Genomic DNA, 19,713 nt, shown 5'->3' with positions numbered 1-19,713 from the left:
CCCCAGGGTCTCGCCCAAGAAGGTTCACCGATGCGCGCCATTTCGCTCGCCACCGTATTCGTGGCAATAGCCGGCTACCTGGTCATTTGGGTGGCCAACAAGGGGCTCAGCACGGCCGGGTACGAAGACTTCATGGTCTACTGGTCGCTGTTCTTCGCGATGACGGGCGTGCTGGACGGGTTGATGCAGGAAACCACTCGCGCGGTTTCCACCCGGCGTGCACAGCCGACGGCACCTCGGACGGCGACCCGAAAGGCAACTCGAACGGCGAAGCGAAATCCGACGGAGCAGACTCCCCGCCCCTTCGCCCTCACAGGCTACATCGCCGTGGCCGTGGGTGTGCTTGCTCTGGCCACCGGACCGCTATGGATCGGGGAACTCGTGCCTAGCCAGACAGGGTGGGGCCTATTCCTTATGGCGGTGGGCCTGGCTTGCTATACCTTCCAGGCGACGGTCTGCGGATTGCTGTCCGCCAACCACTCGTGGCCTAGTTTCGCCTGGCTGATGGCCATCGATTCAGGCGTGCGGCTGGCGCTGGCCGTCGTCGCGTGGGCCCTGGGGTGGCAGCTGCTGGCCTACCTGTTTGTCACTGTCATCGGCGCGGCCACGTGGTTGCTGATCCTGGCGTGCTCGCGCTCTGCGCGGGCTACTCTGCGCGATCGGGCGGATGTGGCTGCGCGTCCTTTCCTCTCGCGCACGCTCAAGGCAATGGTCGCCTCGGGAGCAAACGCGGTGATGATCACCGGCTTCAGCGTGCTGCTGCGCTACACCTCCGGGGCGGAGGTTGGCCCCGGCGCGCTTGCTGCCACCATCACGGCCATTACGCTCACGCGCGCGCCGATCCTGGTGCCTCTCCAGCGTTTCCAACCCGCGCTGATCGTGCATTTCACGAAGCATCGCGAGCGAGTTCTGCGCGCCGCTGCCCTTCCCATCGCCGCGGTGGGCGCCGTCGCAGCCATCGGAGGTGTTGCCGCCTTCTTCCTCGCCGCGCCACTGATGGGGCTGTTTTTTGACGCCGCCGTGATCTCCTCCCCCTCCACCCTCGGGTGGCTCACACTGGTCTCCGGGGCGACGGCCATCCTGATGATCAGTGGGTCGGCTGCACTCGCCGCGGATCGCCACAACCTCTACACCGCCGGGTGGCTGATCGCGATTGCACTGTCGACAGCGGTGCTGATGCTGGACTTCTCCCCCGATACGCGCGCGATCTTGGCGCTGGCGATCGGCCCGAGTGTCGGTGCTGCGGTGCAGCTCGGCGTGCTTGCGCTTGCAGCTGCAGAAGGGAAACCGAAAGCTAGTTCCCCGGCTCCTGCGGGACTGGAATGAACTTCTTGGAAGTCAGCGTCACCACGATAAGACCAATGAGGGCAACCACCGCACCGAAGCCCAACATCTCGGTGTAGGTGAACCAGTCCTTCAAACGCGACAGGATCATCGGGAAGAAGAAACCGATGTAGGTGATCGTGTAGAAGAAGGCGGTCAAGCCACCCAGATCGTCGGCGCTAGCGATGCGCTGAACCTCCGTGAGGCCAGAGATCAGGCACACACCGTAGCCGGTGCCAAGGATGAGGCCGACGACGACCGTGCCAACCAGCGATCCCACGTGGGCGGTCCAGGCGGCCACCACCATGCCAATGATCACCAGTACCAGGCCGATCTGCTGGGCCTGAGAGTTATTCGGGTTGATGTACTTGCTGGAGACCTGCTGGATACCGAAGCCACAGGCCAGGGCGACAGCAGTAATACCGGCAGAGAAGGCGATGGGATAAGAGACCTCGTCCTGCGCCAGGCTAGGCATAATCGCGTAGGCAACACCAGCGCAGCCGAAGACCCACGGGGCGATCGGGATCACGGCAGTCAGGAAACGCGGGTGCCGGAGGGAGGGGACGTTGAGGTCCGACCAGAAAGAGCCCTTGACCTTGAGGTGCGCGTTCTGGCGAGTCTCCGGGACTCCGAGGATGCCGACCATCGACAGGGCGCACAGCAAGATACTAAGGATATAAGGGGTCTGGCCCGGGGCAGGTCCCCACTCCGCAAGCACGCCCGCAAACGCCGCACCCACGGCAAAGCCCAAGGTCAGGGACATCGTCGCACGGCGGGCACCGGCGCCCTCTTGAGCGTTGGGATCGAACGACGGCGTGGACAGCTCCTTGATCCAAGCTCCACCGGCGGTCATCACCATGCCAACGGCGAAACCGCTGAGGAGTCGGCCGGTAAAGATCAGCGGTTCATTCATCTCGCCCGCTGCAATGAGGACACTTCCGACCAAGCTGATGATCGGGGCGGGCAGCATGACGATCCGGCGACCGTAGCGGTCCGATAGCGGGCCACACAGTAACAGACCCGCGGCAATCCCGGCTGCATAACAAGCCAGGAGGGCATCGACAAAGACGGAACCAAAGACGTTCTCGCCCCGGTAAAACACCATCATCGGGGTGAACTCATTGCCCGCGTAGGCCACCGCCAACACGGCGAAGGCCACCAGCATCCAGTACTTCTTCTCCGCGCGGCTTGCAGCCCCGCGCGTGGAGGGGGCAACCCTGCGACTGCGCAACTCGCGATCTTGTACAGCGCCGTCTTGCAGGGCGCCACTCTTCGCTGCGCTGTTCTGCACAGCGCCGCTCACTCCCCGGTGGTTTTCGTCAATTGTGCCCTCAGTCATAGTGGCAAGCCTAGTCACCTGCTCGACGGCCACAAATGCAACACCGAGGTCGGAGCGTTGGCCGCGACAATTTAGACATGGAATTATTAATAAATTTTAGAGATATAGGTCACACACTTGCGTATCCTTAACTTCATGTCACCAAACAACCCGGAAAACAGCACCGAAAGCACGGCGCAGACTGATAAGTCGGTCACACCGGACTCAGGCAATGGAATTGCTGACAAGTCGGAGGCCACGCTTCGCCGTTCCACAGGAGCACCCCAAACCTTGTCCACGACGGTGGACGCTGAGCAGCGGGCGTCCATAGCACAAGAGCTACAGACCGTGCTCGACGGCGACTTCCCAGAAGCGCGCGAGGCAACCCGCAAGATCCTGGCCAACCCCGACATCCTGCCGCGCGCGGACCTCGACCTCGAGCAATCCCGCGCCCGCACGACCGAACAGCTGCAACAGGTGCGGGAATCCGGAATGCCTTATGACGCCTTCCGCGCAGACCAGGGCGGCACGGGAGAGACCGGCCGCTGCCTGACCTCGATCGAAATGCTGGGGCATGCCGACCTTTCGCTCATGGTGAAATCCGGCGTGCAGTGGGGCCTATTCGGCGGTGCCGTCGGCAACCTGGGCACGGAGCGGCACCAGGAGATGGTGAAGAAGCTGATGGATCTTGACGCCCTCGGCTGCTTCGCTATGACGGAGCGCGGACACGGCTCCGACGTTCAGCAGCTGGAAACCACCGCCACCTACGACGCGGAAACACAGGAGTTCATCATTAACTCCCCCACCGCATCCGCCGAGAAATGGTTCATCGGCAATGCCGCCCGCGACGGACGGTGGGCCGCCGTGTTCGCGCAGCTCATCGTGCCCGGTTCTGGAGCTAGCGAGGACGACCTGGCCGACAAGGCCGACACAGCTGCCCAGTCCAGCGAATCGCAGGGCGTGCACTGCCTGCTGGTGCGCATCCGCGAGGACGACGGTTCCGCGATCGACGGCGTGCGCATCGGCGACCACGGCTATAAAGGCGGACTGAAGGGCGTGGACAACGGCACCATCAGCTTCGTTAACCACCGCGTACCCCGCGAGGCCCTGTTGAACCGCTTCGCCGATGTCGACGAGGCCGGCAACTACACCTCCCCTATCGAAAACCCGAACCGGCGCTTCTTCACTATGCTCGGAGCCCTGGTGCGCGGGCGCGTGACCGTGGGAGCAGCCGCCGGCGCTGCCGCCCGCACCGCGCTAGACATCGGCGTGACGTACGCGAACCTGCGGCGTCAATTCGCTCCCGACGACTCTCTACCCGAAAAGCGCCTAATCGAGCACCGGTGGCACCGCCTGCGCCTCATCCCGCGCCTGGCCCGCGCCTACGGCCTACAGTTTGCGACGAACAAGCTGATCGCGCGCGTGCACGAACTGGATCAGCTCGGGTTGGATCCCACACAGCACACCAAGGAACAGCAGGCGGATCAGCGAGAAGTCGAGGCACACGCCGCTGCACTGAAAGCTGCCAACACCGCGCATGCCACCGACACGATCCAGGAAGTCCGCGAGGCCTGCGGAGGTGCCGGCTACATGGCGGAGAACCTGTTGACCACGCTGAAGTCGGACTCGGATGTGTTCACTACTTTCGAGGGCGACAACGTGGTGATGATGCAGCTAGCCGCAAAGGAACTAATGACAGGCTTCGCCCGGGAGCTCGGCGGATTGAAGCCCATGGAGATGGTGCGATTCGGCCTGGATAGCTTCGGCACCCTGCTGCGGCGCCGCACCGCCGCGGATGCGCTGATCCAGAATCTGGTGGATACCTTCAGTGACTCCGAGGAGACCTCTCTGTTCGACCCTGCTTACCAGATCAACCTGCTGAGCGAGCGGGAAGATCGCCTCATGCGCGCTCTTGCCCGGCGCCTGCGCCCAGCGCGCAAGATGGACGTAGGCGAAGCTGCGAAGGTCGTAGACCGCGCACAAGATCACCTGCTGGCCGTCGGCTGGGCGCACGTGGATCGCATCGTATTCGAGGCCTTCGTGGAAGCCGAATCGGAGTTGAAATCCGACGATGCCCGGCGCGTATTGGAGCAGGTCCGCGACGTGTATTTCCTCAGCTGCATCGTGGATAACGCCAGCTGGTATTTGGAGCAGAACCTGCTGACCGGCACCCGCACCAAGGCCGCCCGCGCGGCACTGAACGACCTGGTGGATTCGCTGGGTCCCTGGTCGCAGACGCTGGTGGACGCCTTCGGCATCCCGGACAACATCACGAACCTGAAGCTGATGGAAGACTACGAGGCGATGGTGCCGAAGTATGAGTCGGATCCGGCGGCCGGGTTGGGCTAGGCACTACCGCGCCCTGGGTGCTCCACGTCAAACCACACATCGTATTCTTAGAGAATGAGTTCAACCCCTTCCACCTCCTCAGATAACCCCAGTTCGCACGTCGACTCGAACGCTGGCGATGCCAAGCTGGGAAGTGGACTGAAGGTTCGCCACCTCACAATGATGGGCTTGGGCTCCACGATCGGCGCCGGTCTATTCCTAGGCACCGGTGTGGGTATCGAAGCCGCCGGCCCGGCCGTGCTGCTGGCTTACATCGTCGCGGGCCTCATCGCCATCCTCGTGATGCAGATGCTGGGCGAGATGGGCACCGTCATCCCTGCCTCCGGATCGTTCTCCGAATATGCAGAACACGGCATCGGACGCTGGGCTGGCTTCACTCAGGGTTGGATTTACTGGCTAGCCACGGTGGCGGTGCTCGGCGCCGAAATTACTGGTGCGGCGAGTTTTATGGGGGCATGGTTCGGTATTGACGCCTGGATCCCCGCCGCCGTATGCGTGCTTTTCTTCGGAATCGTGAACCTCCTACAGATCCGCGCCTTCGGCGAATTCGAGTTCTGGTTCGCCTTCATCAAGGTGGCCGTGCTGGTGACTTTCCTGGTCATCGGATTCCTGCTAGTCTTCGGTCTCCTGCCAGGACACACTTTTATTGGCACGGAGGTCTTCACCGCCGACGGCTTCATGCCCAACGGCGTGGGCGGTGTGGCCACGGCGATTCTGGCTGTGGCATTCGCCTTCGGCGGCATCGAGGTCGTGGCCATCGCCTCTGCAGAATCCGAGAATCCCCAGCGCTCGCTGATCAACGCGGTGCGCTCCACCATCACCCGCATCTCGCTGTTCTACCTGGGTTCGGTGCTAGTGATTACGTTCCTGCTCCCCCACTCTTCCCTGGGGCAGGCGGAAAGCGCAGCCGATAGTCCCTTCACTCGGGTGCTGAACCTCGCTGGCATTCCGGGCGTGGTCGGCTTCATGGAAGCCATTATTGTTCTGGCGCTACTGTCTGCCTTCAATGCGCAGATCTATGCCTCCAGCCGCATGATGTTCTCCCTAGCTAATCGTCATGAGGCACCCCAAATTTTCACCCGCGTCGACGGTCGAGGTGTGCCCGTCGCCGCGATTGTTCTCTCGGTGTGTTTGTCCATCGTGATGGTGGTTCTGAACTACCTGGATACGGGCTGGTTGCTGACATTCATGCTGAACTCCGCGGGAGCTTCGCTGCTGATCGTCTGGACGTTCATCGCCGTGTCTGAGCTGCGCCTGCGCCGCCGTCTGGAGCAGCATGCGGGCGAAGCGTTGCCGATCCGCATGTGGGGTTTCCCCTTGTTAACCATCGCCACGCTGGTTGTCCTGGCGGGGCTGGCTTTGCTGATGCTGACGGATCCGGGTTCCCGAGTGCAGCTGTTCTCTGCGGCGACGATGTTCGCGATCCTGGTGGTGGCCAGCTTCGCCAACTCCGCTATCCGTGGGCTGAGCCCCTTCGAGAAGCTGCCCCTGCCGGAAGTTTCCCCACAGTTTCGCTAACCCGGTCTCTCCGTCAGCCTCCTGCCCCCAGCTTTAGGAGAGCCATGCTGTCGCCTTAGGAAGAAAGACTGCCGTAGTATGGCGCGTCGGAGTTCTGAGCGCCAACTAGGTTGTAAATAACGGCCCAGATGATTCCCAGCGGTGCAAAGAGGGGGAAGCGCAGCCAAGCCGGGGTGTTTTCCCAGATGGTGTTCACTGAGCCGAGCGGGGACTTGGTGTTCGGAGTTTCTGCAGCCTGTACTTGAGTGGTGGGGGTGTGGGTCTCGGCCTGGGCAGGTGTGGCGAGACACGCGGTGACGGTTGCGGCGGTAACACCAGCGATGAGCGACTTGCGAATCTTCATTGGGGAAGAATCCTTTCTGAAGGGGTTTGGTTGGAAGTGCTTTGTCTAGCCAAACGCTTATGGGTAGCGAAACGTTAGCAGTCGCTAGCAATCAAAATGTCCCACAGCAAACTTGCAAGAATGCTGTGGGACATCACATGGAGCCGCTTGCGAGAATCGAACTCGCGACCTTTTCATTACGAGTGAAACGCTCTGCCGACTGAGCTAAAGCGGCGCGTACATTAAGTACGAAGCGTTATCCTAGCCGACGCTAACCCCGAGCACCAAAACGTCACCCGGGGTTCGCCAGGAAACTCGCTAGGCCACCCCGCAGCACTGTTGTAGGCGCCCGGCCATCGCATCCAGCGCAACCTCGGGGCGCACGTTATACCCCAGCACTTCGCGGCACTCCATCACCGCATCGATGCAGCTCATCAGCGCCGACGCACTGTTGCGACGCGCCAGCTCCTTCGACGTCGCCGCCATATCCGGGTGCTGGTGGCCGCCAACCGGCACGCCATCGCCATCCATCGCGCCCGCGGCCTGCAGCATCGCATCGCGATACAGCCCGGCGATGTCGATCAGCGCCAGGTCAAGCGAGTCGCGGGTCCTTCTGGTGCGCCGGTTCTTCTGTTCTTTCTCTAGCTCTTTCATTCTTCCGGACGCCCCCCGCTGGGCCTTCGCAGCACCCTTACCCTTCGCACCCACGCCGAGGCTGCTCTCCAGCTCCTCGCGCTCCCGCTGATCCAGCTTTTCCAGCTCGCTGGCGGCCTCTTCCTCCGCCTTCTTCACCAGCTCGGCGGTGAAACGGTAAAGCGCATTGGGCTCGTACACCAGCTGTGGCAGCTTCAGCGCGGTGGCCCGCTTCACTCGCGCGGCCTCGTCGCTGGCCAAGTGGCGCGCCCTTCCAATGTGACCGGCCGAGACGTCGGCGGCCCATTGGGCTTGGGTTTCGTTGAGGCCTAGGGTGGCGTCACTAAGCAAAACACCCTTGACCGCCGCCGGAGAGGGAGTGGGCACGTACACGTGACGGCAGCGCGACCGCAGCGTAATGGCGATATCCGACGGGTCGGTTGACGGCGCGCAGAGCAGGAAGACGGTGCGGGCGGGCGGCTCCTCGACGGACTTCAGCAGGGCGTTGGCGGCAGCATCGTTCAGGCGGTCGGCATCCTCCACGACCACCACGCGCCACCGGGCGACGGTGGGCATGTTCGCGGCTTCGTGGATGGCACCGCGGATCTCATCGACCGTCAGCACCACGCCCGTCGTGGACACCCACAGGATGTCCGGGTGCGTGCCCGCGGCGGCGCTACGGCACTGGTCGCACTCCCCACAGCCGCCATGCGGGCAGACCAACGCGGTGGCAAAAACCTTCGCCGCGATCGAACGACCCGACCCGGGCGGGCCAGTGAACAGCCACGAGTGGGTCATCGCCTGCGGATCCTCCACGGCCCGCTGCAGCGGACGACGGACAGACTCTGCAGTGATGCGCCCAAAGACCCCCGGTGCGTTTTCAGGGGCGGCTGCAGCGCCTGTCATGGTGGTTTCCGTCATGGTTACTCAGTGTAGCTACCCACCCGGACAGAGCGCGCCACAGCGAGACGCGGTGCGATAGTCTGAAGGGCATGAAACAACTGCTGCGATACCTTTCCTGGGCCTGGGGAACCTCCTGGCCCTTGTACGCAGCAACTGTCCTGGCCACGAACGTTATTGGCGCCACCGCTGTGGCAACGTTCCTGCGCTTTTTGATCCCCCTGCCCTCCGCCCGTGAACTGACAAGCCTGAACACAACCACCGCCACGCTGTACCTGAGCTATTTCGGGGTGGCCGTGGTCGCCGGCATCGCGATGACGTTGTACTTCTTTGCGCCCGTGCTGCGCTGGCAACGCAACCCGCAAGCCTATGACCCGAACATGGTGCGCGACCTGGTGCTGCGCATTCCGCTGCTGCAGACCATCACGGGCATCGTCTTGTGGGGCATCGGTGTGGTGCTGTTTACCGTTGTGGCCTGGCGGTATAGCACCGAATGGGGCGTAACTGTCGCCGTGACGGCCACGTTGGGCGGCATGATGGTGAGCCTGATGACGTACATGGAGGCCGAGCGTTTGGTGCGCCCCGTCGCCGCCAAGGCCTTGGCTAAGGGCGCACCGGATCATTCGCGACTATCGCCCCTGTCGCACCGGTTGATGACGACGTGGGCGCTGACCTCCGCCGTGCCAGTGCTGGGAATGGTGCTGCTGCTATTCGCCGTCGCGACTGACTTCTACCCCGAAGATTCCCGCGGCATCATTCCGGCGTTGTTGGCGTTGGCGATCACCACCCTGCTGACCGGTTTCATGGGCACCACCTTGTTCTCTATGGCGGTGGCCGACCCAATCCGGGAGCTGCAGTACGCCATCAACCGCGTACGCCGCGGCCAGGTGAACACGGACGTGCGGATCTACGACTCGTCGGAGATCGGCGTGCTGCAGGCGGGCTTCAACGAGATGATGCGTGGCCTACAGGAGCGCCAGCGGGTCTCGGATCTTTTCGGCCGCTACGTCGGCGCCGAGGTTGCCCGCCGCGCGCTGGAGGAAAAGCCGGAACTCGGCGGCGAAACCCGGCACGTGGCCGTGCTCTTCGTGGACGTGATCGGCTCCACCGGCTTCGCCACGGAGAAGGAACCGCAGCACGTGGTGAAAGCCCTCAACGAGTTCTTCGACCGCGTGGTGGAGGTCGTGCACGCCAACAAGGGCATCATCAACAAGTTCGAGGGCGATGCCGCGCTGGCCGTATTCGGAGCTCCCCTGCCCCTGGACGATGTGGCTGGCCACGCCCTGGCCGCCGCGCGCGAGCTGAAGGCGAAGCTACAGGGGCTGGAGTTCGTTGCGGGTATCGGCGTGGCCGCCGGATCTGTCGTGGCCGGGCACATCGGCGCAAAGGATCGCTTTGAGTACACCGTCATCGGCGATGCCGTGAACCAGGCCGCGCGCCTGACGGATCTGGCTAAGAAGACCCCCGGCCAGGTGTTGACCAGCGCTGCGACCCTGCGTGCAGCCAACGAGGCCGAGCAGGCCCGCTGGACCATGATGAAATCCGTGGAGCTGCGCGGCCGACGCGAGATGACGCAGATCGCCCGCCCCATCCGCCCCACCCTCGCCGACCGCGCGGGTTCTTAGGCGCCAGCACTTAGGCGCAGCGCTGTTGCTTAAGCCCCGCGCCGTACCGAGGCAATGGGCAGGTTTCTTTTCGACGCCACCTCGTCCCACCACGCCGCCGTTTTCTGCTCTACTGCCGCGGCCAGCTGCTCTGCGGTAATTCCCGCGGACTGCAGCTGGTCGGACGTGGTGCCCTCCGGCAGCAGGTCTTCGGCGTGCAACGCCTCGATGAGGCCAACGAAGAAGTGCGGTTCCAGCGCGGCGATCGCCACCCAGCCGCCACATTCCGCCCGGTAGAGGCCGTAGCCAGGTAGCAGGCCGCCCAGCAAGGTATCGGGTCCCGTGAGTCGGAAGCGCGCTGGCGTGGCGAATTCCTCGGCCATATCTGCCAACCCGACTTCGTGGTAACTGCCCTCGCCAGTGGCGCTAGCCTGCCACAGGGCGGCCAGCGCTTGGGATACGGCGCGTTCCGCGCCTGCCAGGTCCGCAATGGGAACCACCGGCATCGCGGGGGTATCGCCGTGGAAGGACAGGGTGCCGGCGTGCGCCTCGTAGGTGAGGTCATGGCCCGCCACGTCGACATGCTCGCCGGAGTGGCCGACGATCGCCACCTGCGATAGCGCGGGGAAGCGCGCGTGCAGGTCCTCCCACCCCAGTCCCAGGCGCTGAAGGGAAGCTGGGCGAGAGCTCGTGAGCAGCAGGTCGGCCTTCTCCAGCAACTCGTACAGTTCCCGCAGGCCGGCCTCTTCCTTCAGGTCTATGCTGAGCACCTGCTGCCCCTCCACCAGGTGCTGGTAATAGGGCTCGCAGTACAGGCGCATGGGGTCGGCGGCTTTGCCGGGGCCTTCCACCTTGATGACGGTGCCACCCAGTTCCTGCAGACGCTTCGCGGCGACGGGGCCGGGAAGGTTCGGGGCGAGGGAGACGACGGTGAAATTCGGGAGCTGATTCATGCTCCCGAACGTATCAGTTTATACCCAAAAGTATGGGGGAATTAGCGAGACTTCTTCACCGTGCGCTTCGTCAGTGTCGGGGGCTTCTTGGCACTCTTCTTGGCCGACTTCTTCGAGGCTTTCTTCGTCGCCTTCTTCGCAGCCTTCTTGGTCGACTTCTTGGTGGCCTTGCGGCTCGACTTCGCAGGTGCCGTGCCTTCCGCGGCTTGCTTGGCGCGACGCTCCGACAACAGCTCGTTCGCACGGGCGTCGGTCATCGTCTCCGGGGTATCGCCCTTGCGCAGGGACGCATTGGTGGTACCGTCCGTGACATAGGCACCGAAGCGGCCCTCCTTGACGGACATCGGCTTTCCGGAGACGTCGTTATCGCCCAGCTGCTTCAACGGTGGCTGCGCAGCGGCGCGTCCGCGACGCTTCGGCTCGGCGTAAATACGGCGCGCCTCGTCCAGAGTGATGGTGAAGATCTGCTCCTCGTTCGCCAGCGAGCGGGAATCGTTGCCCTTCTTAAGGTAGGGGCCGTAGCGACCGTTCTGGGCGGTGATCACCTCGTTGTCGCTGGGGTCGACGCCGACCTCACGCGGCAGGCTCATCAGCTTCAGAGCCTCTTCCAGGGTCACGCTGGCCGGTTCCATGCCACTGAACAGGCTGGCGGTCTTGGGCTTCAGAGTCTCCTCGACGATCTGCTTAACGCGCTTTTCCTTCTGTGCTTGCGCGGTCTTCGTCTCGCGGCTCAGCGGCTTCTTGCCCTCGGCCTCGCGTTCGCGATCCTGCTCGTCGCGCTCGGCCTCCCAGACCTTCACCGCTTCCTCGGCCACGCGGGATTCCTCGTCCTCGCCGAGCACCTCGGTGACGTACGGGCCATAACGGCCTTCCCGGGCGACGATGGTGCGCCCGTTGGCGGGGTTGGTTCCCAGCTCCCGGCCACCCTGCGGGGTGGCGAAGAGCTTCTCCGCCACCTCCAACGTCAGCCCGTCGGGGGTCATGGATTCCGGCAGGTTGGCGCGCTGCACCTCGGGTTCAGCGCCTTCCGGGGCACCCTCCGGCAGCGGTTTGATTCGCTCCAGGTAGGGACCGTAGCGGCCCACGCGGACGACGATCGGCACTCCGTTTTCGTCGTCGAAGATGTGCAGCGAGTTCACGCGGCGGGCGTCAATCTGCTCCAGGTTGTCGCCAACAATGTGCTTCAGTCCGCCCAGTCGGGGCACGACCGCGCCCGGCGCCTCCGGCCGGGAGCTATCACCGAAGTAGAAGCCCTTCAGCCAGTTCACGCGATCTTCGTCGCCGGAGGCAATGGCATCCAGCTCATCCTCCATTGCAGAGGTGAAGTCGTAGTCCACCAACGCGCCGAAGCTCTGCTCCATCAGGCCGATCACGGCGAAAGCTACCCACGACGGCACCAGCGCGTTTCCGCGGGGCAGCACGTAGCCACGGTCCTGGATGGTGCGGATGATGGAGGCATAGGTCGACGGGCGGCCAATGCCCATCTCCTCCATCTTCTTCACCAGCGAGGCTTCCGTGTAGCGAGCCGGCGGGTTCGTAGAGTGCCCATCGGCCTCCACGTCGCGGGCATTCAGCTCATCACCCTCCGTCAGCTGCGGCAGTCGCTTCTCCGCATTGTCAGCAACGTCGCGACCGTCGGCGGTACGGCTGACCTCCACGTAGGCCTTCAGGAAGCCCGGGAAAGTCAGGGTGCGCCCCGTGGCACTGAACTCGCAGGTTTCGCCGGACTTCGCGTCACCGGCAACGGTGACCTTCATCGACTGGCCCTTCGCATCGGCCATCTGGGAGGCCACGGTGCGCTGCCAGATCAGCTCATATAGCTTGAACTCCTCGGCATCCAGCTGGTTGCTTAGCTGGCCGGGGGTCTGGAAGGTCTCGCCCGCGGGGCGGATGGCCTCGTGGGCCTCCTGCGAGTTCTTGACCTTACGGGAGTACTGGCGCGGTCCGTCAGCCACGAACTTCGCACCGTAGAGCTCCTTGGCCTGCTTACGGGCGGCCTCGATACCGGCGGTCGACAGGGTGGTCGAGTCGGTACGCATATAGGTGATGTGGCCGTTTTCGTACAGGCGCTGCGCAATGCGCATCGTGCGCTCCGAGGTAAAGCGAAGCTTCCGGCCAGCCTCCTGCTGCAAGGTGGAGGTCATAAACGGCGGGTACGGGCGGCGGGTGTAAGGCTTTTCCTCCACCGCGGTCACGGCGAACTCCTGACCCTGCAGCCCCTCTGCCAGGGACTTCGCCTTCGCCCCATCCAGCACGAACGTGTCCTTCGCGCTGGCCTTCAGCTTGCCATCATCACCAAAGTCACGTCCCTGAGCCACGCGCTTGCCGGCGACCGTTGCCAGCCGTGCTTCAAAGGAGTCCGGGGCGGCGTCATCAAGAGAAGAAGAAACAGCATCGACCACACCAAACGTGGCGCTCAAGTCCCAGTACTCGGCGGCGATGAACTTCATGCGTTCGCGCTCGCGCTCGACGATCACGCGGGTGGCGACGGATTGCACGCGACCGGCGGACAGGCGCGGCATGACCTTCTTCCACAGCACCGGCGAGACCTCGTAGCCGTACAGGCGGTCCAACACGCGGCGGGATTCCTGCGCATCGACCAGGTCGTAGTCGAGTTCGCGGGTGTTCTGCGCGGCTTCGAGGATGGCGTTCTGCGTGATCTCGTGGAACACCATACGGCGCACCGGCACCTTCGGCTTCAGCACCTCAAGCAGGTGCCACGCGATAGCCTCACCCTCACGGTCGGGGTCTGTCGCGAGGTAGAGCTCGTCAACCTGCTTGAGCTTGGCCTTGAGGTCGGAGACCTTCTTTTTCTTGTCCGGGCTGACGACGTAGAGCGCTTCGAAGTCCTTATCGACGTTGACGCCCAGACGCGCCCACGGTTCCTTCTTGTACTTGGCCGGAACGTCTGCAGCGCCCCGGGGGAGATCACGGATGTGCCCGACGGAAGCCTCGACGATGTAGTTCGGCCCCAGGATCGGGGCGATCTTCTTCGCCTTCGTCGCCGACTCAACGATCACTAGACGTTTGACGTCATCGTTTGCCATCGGTTGAACTCACACATCCTTCAAAAATCTAAAGCTTGCCGGGTGCCATTGTTATACAGATTTCCCACAACAGTTGCCCACTTACGCATTTCTAAGCGACACTACGCGGTCTTCGCAATTTATTTGCAACCGGGGTGGGCACCGGCATAATCGGCAAAGCCCCCGCCGGGCGCGAGGTGCACCGGGGGCGGGGGCCTGCTAAAACCCTGCGGGTTTAAAGAGCCGTGACGTTCTGAGCCTGCGGGCCCTTGGCGCCCTCGCCGATCTCGAACTCGACCTTCTGGTTCTCCTCGAGAGTGCGGAAGCCGCTGCCCTGGATCTCAGAGTAGTGGACGAAGACGTCGGAAGATCCGTCGTCCGGGGCGATGAAGCCAAAGCCCTTTTCCGCGTTGAACCACTTAACGGTTCCCTGTGCCATGAATTTACTACCTATCTTGTTGAAACTGACCGGCGCCAGTCTGCTTCGACCATCGAACGCCGAGGTCGGAACGTACGTCGTTTCCAACCCAATCGGCCCAAAACCCAGCGAAACCCGCCCTCACGCACGAGGCGAGCGGAAAAGTGCCGAGGATTTCAATAACCATTCGACAGTCTGCCACGTCACGGGATAAACGATCAGCCGAGAATGAAATATCCCAGACAATAACTTGTATCCACCCCCTAATGGGTCTAGAACAGACGGTGATGTCCGACCCCACGCCCCCTACTCCAGATTCTGCGCCAGGCTCTTCTGCGCGGTCTTTCGGCGAGGAACTCTTGGCCGACCTGACGCCAGAGTTTCCGCGTTCCACCGTCACCCACACACGCACCATTCCCGCCCGCCCGTCGCAGACGGCGCAGTGGCCGGAGTGGGTCGACGAGACTCTGGTGGAATACCTGCATGAACAGGGAATAAGCGCCCCGTGGTCGCACCAGGTAGAGACCGCCAACCACGCACATGCGGGGCGGGATGTGGTGGTTTCGACTGGTACGGCGTCCGGAAAGAGCCTCGGCTACCAACTAGCGGCCTTGAGCGACCTGGCTACAGCGAGCACCGCGACGGCACTTTATATCGCGCCGACGAAGGCGCTGGCGCAGGATCAGCGGGCAGCACTGGCGCGGATGTGCGCGGGCGCGGCGAACCTGCGCGACATCATGGTGGCCACCTACGACGGTGATACCCCGCCCGAGACGCGGCGGGGGATCCGCGACCAGGCGCGGGTGATCGTGACGAACCCGGACATGCTGCACGCCTCGATCCTGGGGAATCCGCAGTCGTGGAGCCGCCTGCTACGCACGCTGCGCTACGTGGTGATCGACGAATGCCACGTTTACCGCGGAGTTTTCGGCGCGCACGTGGCGATGGTGCTGCGGCGACTGCTGCGGCTGTGCGGGACGGCACCGACGATCGTGTTAGCCTCTGCGACCAGCGTGGACCCGGCGGCACACGCGCGCCGACTGACGGGGCGACCGAACGTGGTGGCGGTGACGCAGGACGGCGCCCCCGCGGGCGAGCGGACCGTGGCGTTATGGGAGCCGGGGTTCCTGCCCGAGGCGGAAGGCGAGAACGGCGCGCCGGTGCGACGGGCGGCGAACTCCGAAGCCGCGGATGTGATGGGGCTGGCGATTGCGCAGGGAGCGCGGACGCTGACCTTCGTGCGTTCCCGACGCGGCGCGGAAGTCGTGTCCGTCGCCGCTGCGGAGAAGCTGGCGGCCATGGGGCGTAGTGCGGACGCGGTGCGGGTGGCGGCCTATCGCGCGGGCTACACCCCGGAGGATCGCCGCGAGCTGGAGCGTCGCTTCGATAACGGCGAGCTGCTGGGAATCGCCTCGACGAACGCCCTGGAGTTAGGCATCGACGTCGGCGGGCTGGACGTGGTTGTGACCAGTGGTTTCCCCGGCACGATCGCGAGCTTCCGGCAGCAAGCGGGGCGCGCGGGAAGGCGCGGCCAGGGCGCCCTGGTAGTGCTGATCGGGGCGGATGATCCGATGGACACGTACCTATTGCACCACCCGGAGGCCCTGCTGGACCGGCCCGTGGAGAACACCGTTTTCGACCCGACGAACCCCTATGTGCTGGCCGACCACGTGGTGTGCGCGGCTGCGGAAAAGCCCCTGTCCGAGGCAGAGGTGGCGCACTGGCGCGCGGAGCGTGTGGTGGAACACCTGCTGCGCCAGGGAGCGCTGAAGCGCAGGCCGCGGGGCATTTTCGCGGATCTGCAGGTGGCGCAGAAGGTACATGCGCAGGTATCGATCCGTGGCGGGGCGGCGGCTCAGGTGGCGATCGTGGAGGCCGATTCCGGCCGCCTTCTGGGCACCGTGGACCAGTCGCGTGCAACGTCGGACGTGCACACCGGGGCGGTGTACATGCACCAGGGCGAAACGTTTGTGGTGCAGTTGCTGGATCTGGAGGAATCCGTGGCGTGGGTGCGGCCTGAGTTCCCGGAGTACACCACCCAGGTGATCCGCGATACCGACATTGAGGTGCGGCGGACCCGTGGCACACACAAGGTCTGCGACGGGGTGTGGTTGGCGGATGTGGACGTGGAGGTTTCGCATACCGTCAGCGGTTATCGGAAGCGTTTGCCTGGCGGCGAGATCCTGGAGACCGTCCCGCTGGAGGTGCCGCCGGAATCGCTGCGCACCCGCGCGGTGGCCTACACCGTGGATCCGGACGTGCTGCTGGATCTGGGGTTGCCGGAGCCGACGTGGCCGGGGACGTTGCATGCCGCGGAGCATGCGGCGATTGGCCTGTTGCCGCTGATCGCGACGTGCGACCGGTGGGATATCGGTGGCGTGTCCACCGCCTTGCATGCCGATACGGGTCTGCCGACGGTGTTTGTGTACGACGGTTACGCAGGTGGTGCGGGCTTCGCGGAGCAGGGCTTTGCCCGCTTTGCCGAGTGGATGGCCGCCACCGCCGAGACCGTGGAGACCTGCGAGTGCGACTCTGGCTGCCCGTCGTGCGTGCAGTCCCCGAAGTGTGGCAACGGCAACGATCCGCTGTCCAAGGCGGGTGCGGTGGTGTTGTTGCGGGCGCTAGCCGATGCGGCGGCGGGTGCTGGTTCTCGCTGACCCGACCGGTGGGGCTCGCTGTTTTTCTTTTTATGACGCCTCCCGCCGCAACCGGTGAAGGCATATACTTCCCCACATGAGGTCGTTTGTTGGAGAAAAGTATTTTGCTCGCCGGAGAGTCATAGCGGCAACCGCAGCTGCCTCCCTGTCGCTGGCAGCACTGTCCGGCATGGCTGACGTGACAGACGGGGCTGGCATGGCCGGCGTGGCCGCCGCGCAGTCCAGCGCCCCGAGCCTGCAGTCCAGCGCCCCGAGCCTGGTGAACCGGGGTGTGCCGATGCGCACCCCGGCACCCTACGCGGGAAAGCCTGTGGATAGTGGGCTGAAGATTGGCGCTACTCCTGCCACGGCGGGCGTCCTGATGAACTCGGTTCCGCTGGATCCGTCGGTGGGATTGTCCGCAGCGGGGCAGCAGTTCCGCTTTAGCTACTCCACCACCAATCAACATGGAACCGTGTCCCCATCGACGGGCGCGATGTTCTTCCCAAAGGGCAAGCCACCAGTCGGTGGCTGGCCTGTTTTGGCGTGGGCGCATGGAACGGTGGGTTTGGCTGATCAATGCACTCCGTCGATGAACCCCCGTTCGCCGCGCGATGCGGATTATCTGAATCACTGGCTGAAACAGGGCTATGCGATTGTGGCTAGCGACTATGCGGGCATGGGCACGGAAGGGCTGATGAGTTACCTCAACGGCAAGTCCACCGCCGCGAATGTGGTTGATTCCGTTATCGCAGCTCAGAGCCTTCCAGCCGTGAAACAGGGCGGGCAGGCACTGTCCAAGAAGTGGGCCGTCATCGGCCAGTCGCAAGGCGGTGGCGCTGCCTTGCACGTGGCGCTACGGGCAACGCAGCGCAGCAAGCAGGCTGGACTCAACTTCCTGGGCACGGTGGCGACCGGCGCTCCTGCCTATGTGGAGGAGATTGTTTTGGCCGGAAGCCCCTCTTTCCCACCCGTCCCTCTCCCCGCCGGGTTGAACACCTATGCGTTGTACATACTGGCCGGGTTCCGCGAGGCTAACCCGAACGTGGATGTGGATTCCGCCCTCACCCCGGAGGGCAAGCGCATGGTGAAGGCCGCCGAGGAGTCCTGCCTCCCCGAGCTTTCGGAAAGCCTGAAAGGCACCAACGTAGCCCGGGCTTTCTCCAAGCCGTTGCGCACGGTTCCTGGCCTGGAGCCCGCTTTGCGCGCCTACATGCAAACCCCGGCCACGGGCTATGACAAGCCCGTGTTCCTGGGGCACGGTCTGCTAGATAAGGATGTTCCCACTCCCATCGGCATCATTTTGAATTCGGACATGTGGATTCACCAGTTCATCGGCGACATGCAGAAGCGAAACAAGCGGGTCGAGGTTCACTGGTACCCCACCGACCATGGCGGTACGGTGCCAGCATCCCAGCGGGATTCAACACCTTTCCTGGCTAACCTTTTCCGCCAGGGATAGCCTCTTCCTGTGCTACTCCGCAGGCCCCGCCGTGGCCTGCGCCTTCTGCGGAAGGATGCGCGAGTTTGATCCCATGCGAGTTATGACGTTTACCGTCACAAACTCGCCCTTGACCTCGCAGTTCTCCACATCAGCACCGTTGGCAGCGGCGATACTTCGGGCAGTGCCGCAGGGCTCCCCCTCACCGGTTTGCAATACCATCGCCGCCGATAGTGCGGCCAGATCCGCGGCCGTACTGGCCTGCTCTTTGTGCCCCAGCATCGCGCTCCCCAGCGCCAGCAGAGACACCACCGACAGGATGCCGAGCGTGATCATCGCCCCGTAGACGGTGCTCATTAGCCAACCTCCACCTTCCCCATCCCTCTACTGTCTCTATTCCCCGTCCGGCTCCACCATCGTCACGGCCTCGCCGTGAACGTCAAAAAGAGCCCCGTCCTTGGTAACTTTCACCCTCACAAGAGGTGCATCCGCACCGCCTTCGTGGGAGGTAGAGACGGCGGCGGTGGCGTCAATTTCCCTGGCTAGCGCCACCCCATCGCCACCGCGCGCTTCGGCTCGGGCGACGGTCCGCGCCAGCGACTGCGCTGCGGCGGCCTGTGACATGGTGATCAATCCCGTGGCGGCTCCGCCGGCGACGAGGGTCATGGCGGTGAGGACGATGGCACCTTCGACTGTGTTCATGTTCGTTCCTGATTGCTGTCTTTTATTGACGCCCCACGCGCCCGAACCGGGAAAGGTCAGGCGCGCGGAGCGCGGTGTGCAGTGGGCGTGGGACGTCCTGAGTCCCGGCCAGTTACTTGGTGTTCAGTGCCTTTTCGAAGATTCCACTGAGCGCCTGCTCTACGGTGTCCGAGGTGACGACCGTGTACAACAGTGCGCCGAGGGCCGCCGCCGCGACGCACCCTAGTGCATATTCAATTGTGGACATTCCCCTATCGTCTGCGTAACGACTGTAGATTGCTCCAATAATCTGGTTCCACCAACGAGCAATTGGATGCTGGTCAGCGTATGTTTCTTCCGCTACGCCGGAGGCCGGATCCGTCTCTACCGGGGCCGCCTTGAGTTGAATGTTTGCCATGGTCTGTGCGCAGGGCTCGTAGCTAGGCTGCGGGCTTACCGGCGCAGTCGTGATCGGTGCAGCCGTGGTCGGTGCAGTCATGGTCGGTGCGGTCATGGTTGAAGTGGTCATGGTCAGAGTCCTTCCCGGGGCGCGAAGAGCGCGCCGCCGTGTCGTGTGAGTGATGAATAAAT

The 19,713-nt window shown here is 63.7% G+C and carries 15 protein-coding genes and 1 tRNA gene; 6 read left to right on the top strand and 10 right to left on the bottom strand.

Going from position 1 to position 19,713, the window contains the following annotated elements; all coding sequences use genetic code 11:
- Positions 1-30: 30 nt before the first annotated feature.
- Positions 31-1,326 carry a hypothetical protein gene (locus HMPREF2678_RS03615; RefSeq protein ID WP_034993137.1) on the top strand — a complete coding sequence of 432 codons (1,296 nt, stop codon included), beginning with the start codon at positions 31-33 and terminating at the stop codon, positions 1,324-1,326.
- Here HMPREF2678_RS03615 and HMPREF2678_RS03610 read toward each other — a convergent pair.
- The gene (locus tag HMPREF2678_RS03610) at positions 1,295-2,488 is read right to left on the bottom strand and encodes an MFS transporter (RefSeq protein WP_370546802.1); all 1,194 of its coding nucleotides are present in this window, start codon (positions 2,486-2,488) and stop codon (positions 1,295-1,297) included. The genes HMPREF2678_RS03615 and HMPREF2678_RS03610 overlap by 32 nt on opposite strands.
- 309 nt (positions 2,489-2,797) lie before the next feature.
- Between HMPREF2678_RS03610 and HMPREF2678_RS03605 the strand changes: the two genes are divergently transcribed.
- Together HMPREF2678_RS03605 and HMPREF2678_RS03600 are read left to right on the top strand one after the other, a co-directional pair.
- The gene (locus HMPREF2678_RS03605; RefSeq protein ID WP_246817874.1) at positions 2,798-4,990 is read left to right on the top strand and encodes an acyl-CoA dehydrogenase family protein; all 2,193 of its coding nucleotides are present in this window, start codon (positions 2,798-2,800) and stop codon (positions 4,988-4,990) included.
- 159 nt (positions 4,991-5,149) lie between these two features.
- Positions 5,150-6,508 (top strand): amino acid permease, encoded by a 1,359-nt coding sequence (locus HMPREF2678_RS03600; protein WP_222866437.1) that lies wholly within the window; start codon positions 5,150-5,152, stop codon positions 6,506-6,508.
- Positions 6,509-6,563: 55 nt separating this feature from the next.
- Here the strand turns inward: HMPREF2678_RS03600 and HMPREF2678_RS03595 are convergent, their stop codons facing one another.
- From HMPREF2678_RS03595 to HMPREF2678_RS03585, 3 genes are all read right to left on the bottom strand, one after another.
- The gene (locus tag HMPREF2678_RS03595; RefSeq protein WP_034968833.1) at positions 6,564-6,851 is read right to left on the bottom strand and encodes a hypothetical protein; all 288 of its coding nucleotides are present in this window, start codon (positions 6,849-6,851) and stop codon (positions 6,564-6,566) included.
- A 138-nt stretch (positions 6,852-6,989) separates the two neighbouring features.
- Positions 6,990-7,065 (bottom strand) — tRNA-Thr (locus tag HMPREF2678_RS03590).
- Between the two features lie 83 nt (positions 7,066-7,148).
- Positions 7,149-8,384 (bottom strand): DNA polymerase III subunit delta', encoded by a 1,236-nt coding sequence (locus HMPREF2678_RS03585; protein ID WP_070550928.1) that lies wholly within the window; start codon positions 8,382-8,384, stop codon positions 7,149-7,151.
- 71 nt (positions 8,385-8,455) lie between these two features.
- Here HMPREF2678_RS03585 and HMPREF2678_RS03580 point away from each other — a divergent pair, with 71 nt between their 5' ends.
- Positions 8,456-9,988 carry an adenylate/guanylate cyclase domain-containing protein gene (locus HMPREF2678_RS03580; RefSeq protein WP_034980041.1) on the top strand — a complete coding sequence of 511 codons (1,533 nt, stop codon included), beginning with the start codon at positions 8,456-8,458 and terminating at the stop codon, positions 9,986-9,988.
- A 29-nt stretch (positions 9,989-10,017) separates the two neighbouring features.
- Here HMPREF2678_RS03580 and HMPREF2678_RS03575 read toward each other — a convergent pair whose 3' ends face one another.
- From HMPREF2678_RS03575 to HMPREF2678_RS03565, 3 genes are all read right to left on the bottom strand, one after another.
- Entirely contained in the window at positions 10,018-10,920 is a 903-nt protein-coding gene (locus tag HMPREF2678_RS03575; protein ID WP_070550926.1) for a CoA transferase, read from the bottom strand.
- A gap of 41 nt (positions 10,921-10,961) precedes the next feature.
- A complete protein-coding gene (gene topA / locus HMPREF2678_RS03570) occupies positions 10,962-13,967 on the bottom strand; it encodes a type I DNA topoisomerase (protein WP_070550924.1) in 3,006 nt (1,001 codons plus the stop codon).
- Between the two features lie 214 nt (positions 13,968-14,181).
- Complete coding sequence (locus tag HMPREF2678_RS03565) at positions 14,182-14,385, bottom strand: transcription antiterminator/RNA stability regulator CspE (RefSeq protein WP_005292238.1); 204 nt, start codon at positions 14,383-14,385, stop codon at positions 14,182-14,184.
- 266 nt (positions 14,386-14,651) lie between these two features.
- Between HMPREF2678_RS03565 and HMPREF2678_RS03560 the strand changes: the two genes are divergently transcribed.
- Positions 14,652-17,021, top strand: a complete 2,370-nt coding sequence (locus tag HMPREF2678_RS03560; protein WP_070550960.1) for a DEAD/DEAH box helicase — start codon at positions 14,652-14,654, stop codon at positions 17,019-17,021.
- 76 nt (positions 17,022-17,097) lie between these two features.
- A complete protein-coding gene (locus HMPREF2678_RS03555; protein WP_070550922.1) occupies positions 17,098-18,462 on the top strand; it encodes an alpha/beta hydrolase family protein in 1,365 nt (454 codons plus the stop codon).
- A gap of 12 nt (positions 18,463-18,474) precedes the next feature.
- Here the strand turns inward: HMPREF2678_RS03555 and HMPREF2678_RS03550 are convergent, their stop codons facing one another.
- The 3 genes from HMPREF2678_RS03550 to HMPREF2678_RS10600 form a co-directional block, all read right to left on the bottom strand.
- Positions 18,475-18,798: an Rv3654c family TadE-like protein gene (locus tag HMPREF2678_RS03550; RefSeq protein ID WP_070550920.1), complete on the bottom strand. Its 324-nt coding sequence runs from the start codon at positions 18,796-18,798 to the stop codon at positions 18,475-18,477.
- A gap of 36 nt (positions 18,799-18,834) precedes the next feature.
- Positions 18,835-19,143, bottom strand: a complete 309-nt coding sequence (locus HMPREF2678_RS03545; protein WP_034971924.1) for a hypothetical protein — start codon at positions 19,141-19,143, stop codon at positions 18,835-18,837.
- A gap of 112 nt (positions 19,144-19,255) precedes the next feature.
- Positions 19,256-19,651 (bottom strand): DUF4244 domain-containing protein, encoded by a 396-nt coding sequence (locus HMPREF2678_RS10600; protein ID WP_070550918.1) that lies wholly within the window; start codon positions 19,649-19,651, stop codon positions 19,256-19,258.
- Positions 19,652-19,713: the final 62 nt, after the last annotated feature.

Source organism: Corynebacterium sp. HMSC058E07, from assembly GCF_001809885.1.
GTDB lineage: Bacteria > Actinomycetota > Actinomycetes > Mycobacteriales > Mycobacteriaceae > Corynebacterium > Corynebacterium macclintockiae.
Note: the sequence above shows the minus strand (reverse complement) of the source record. Positions and strands in the feature narration are given on the sequence as shown.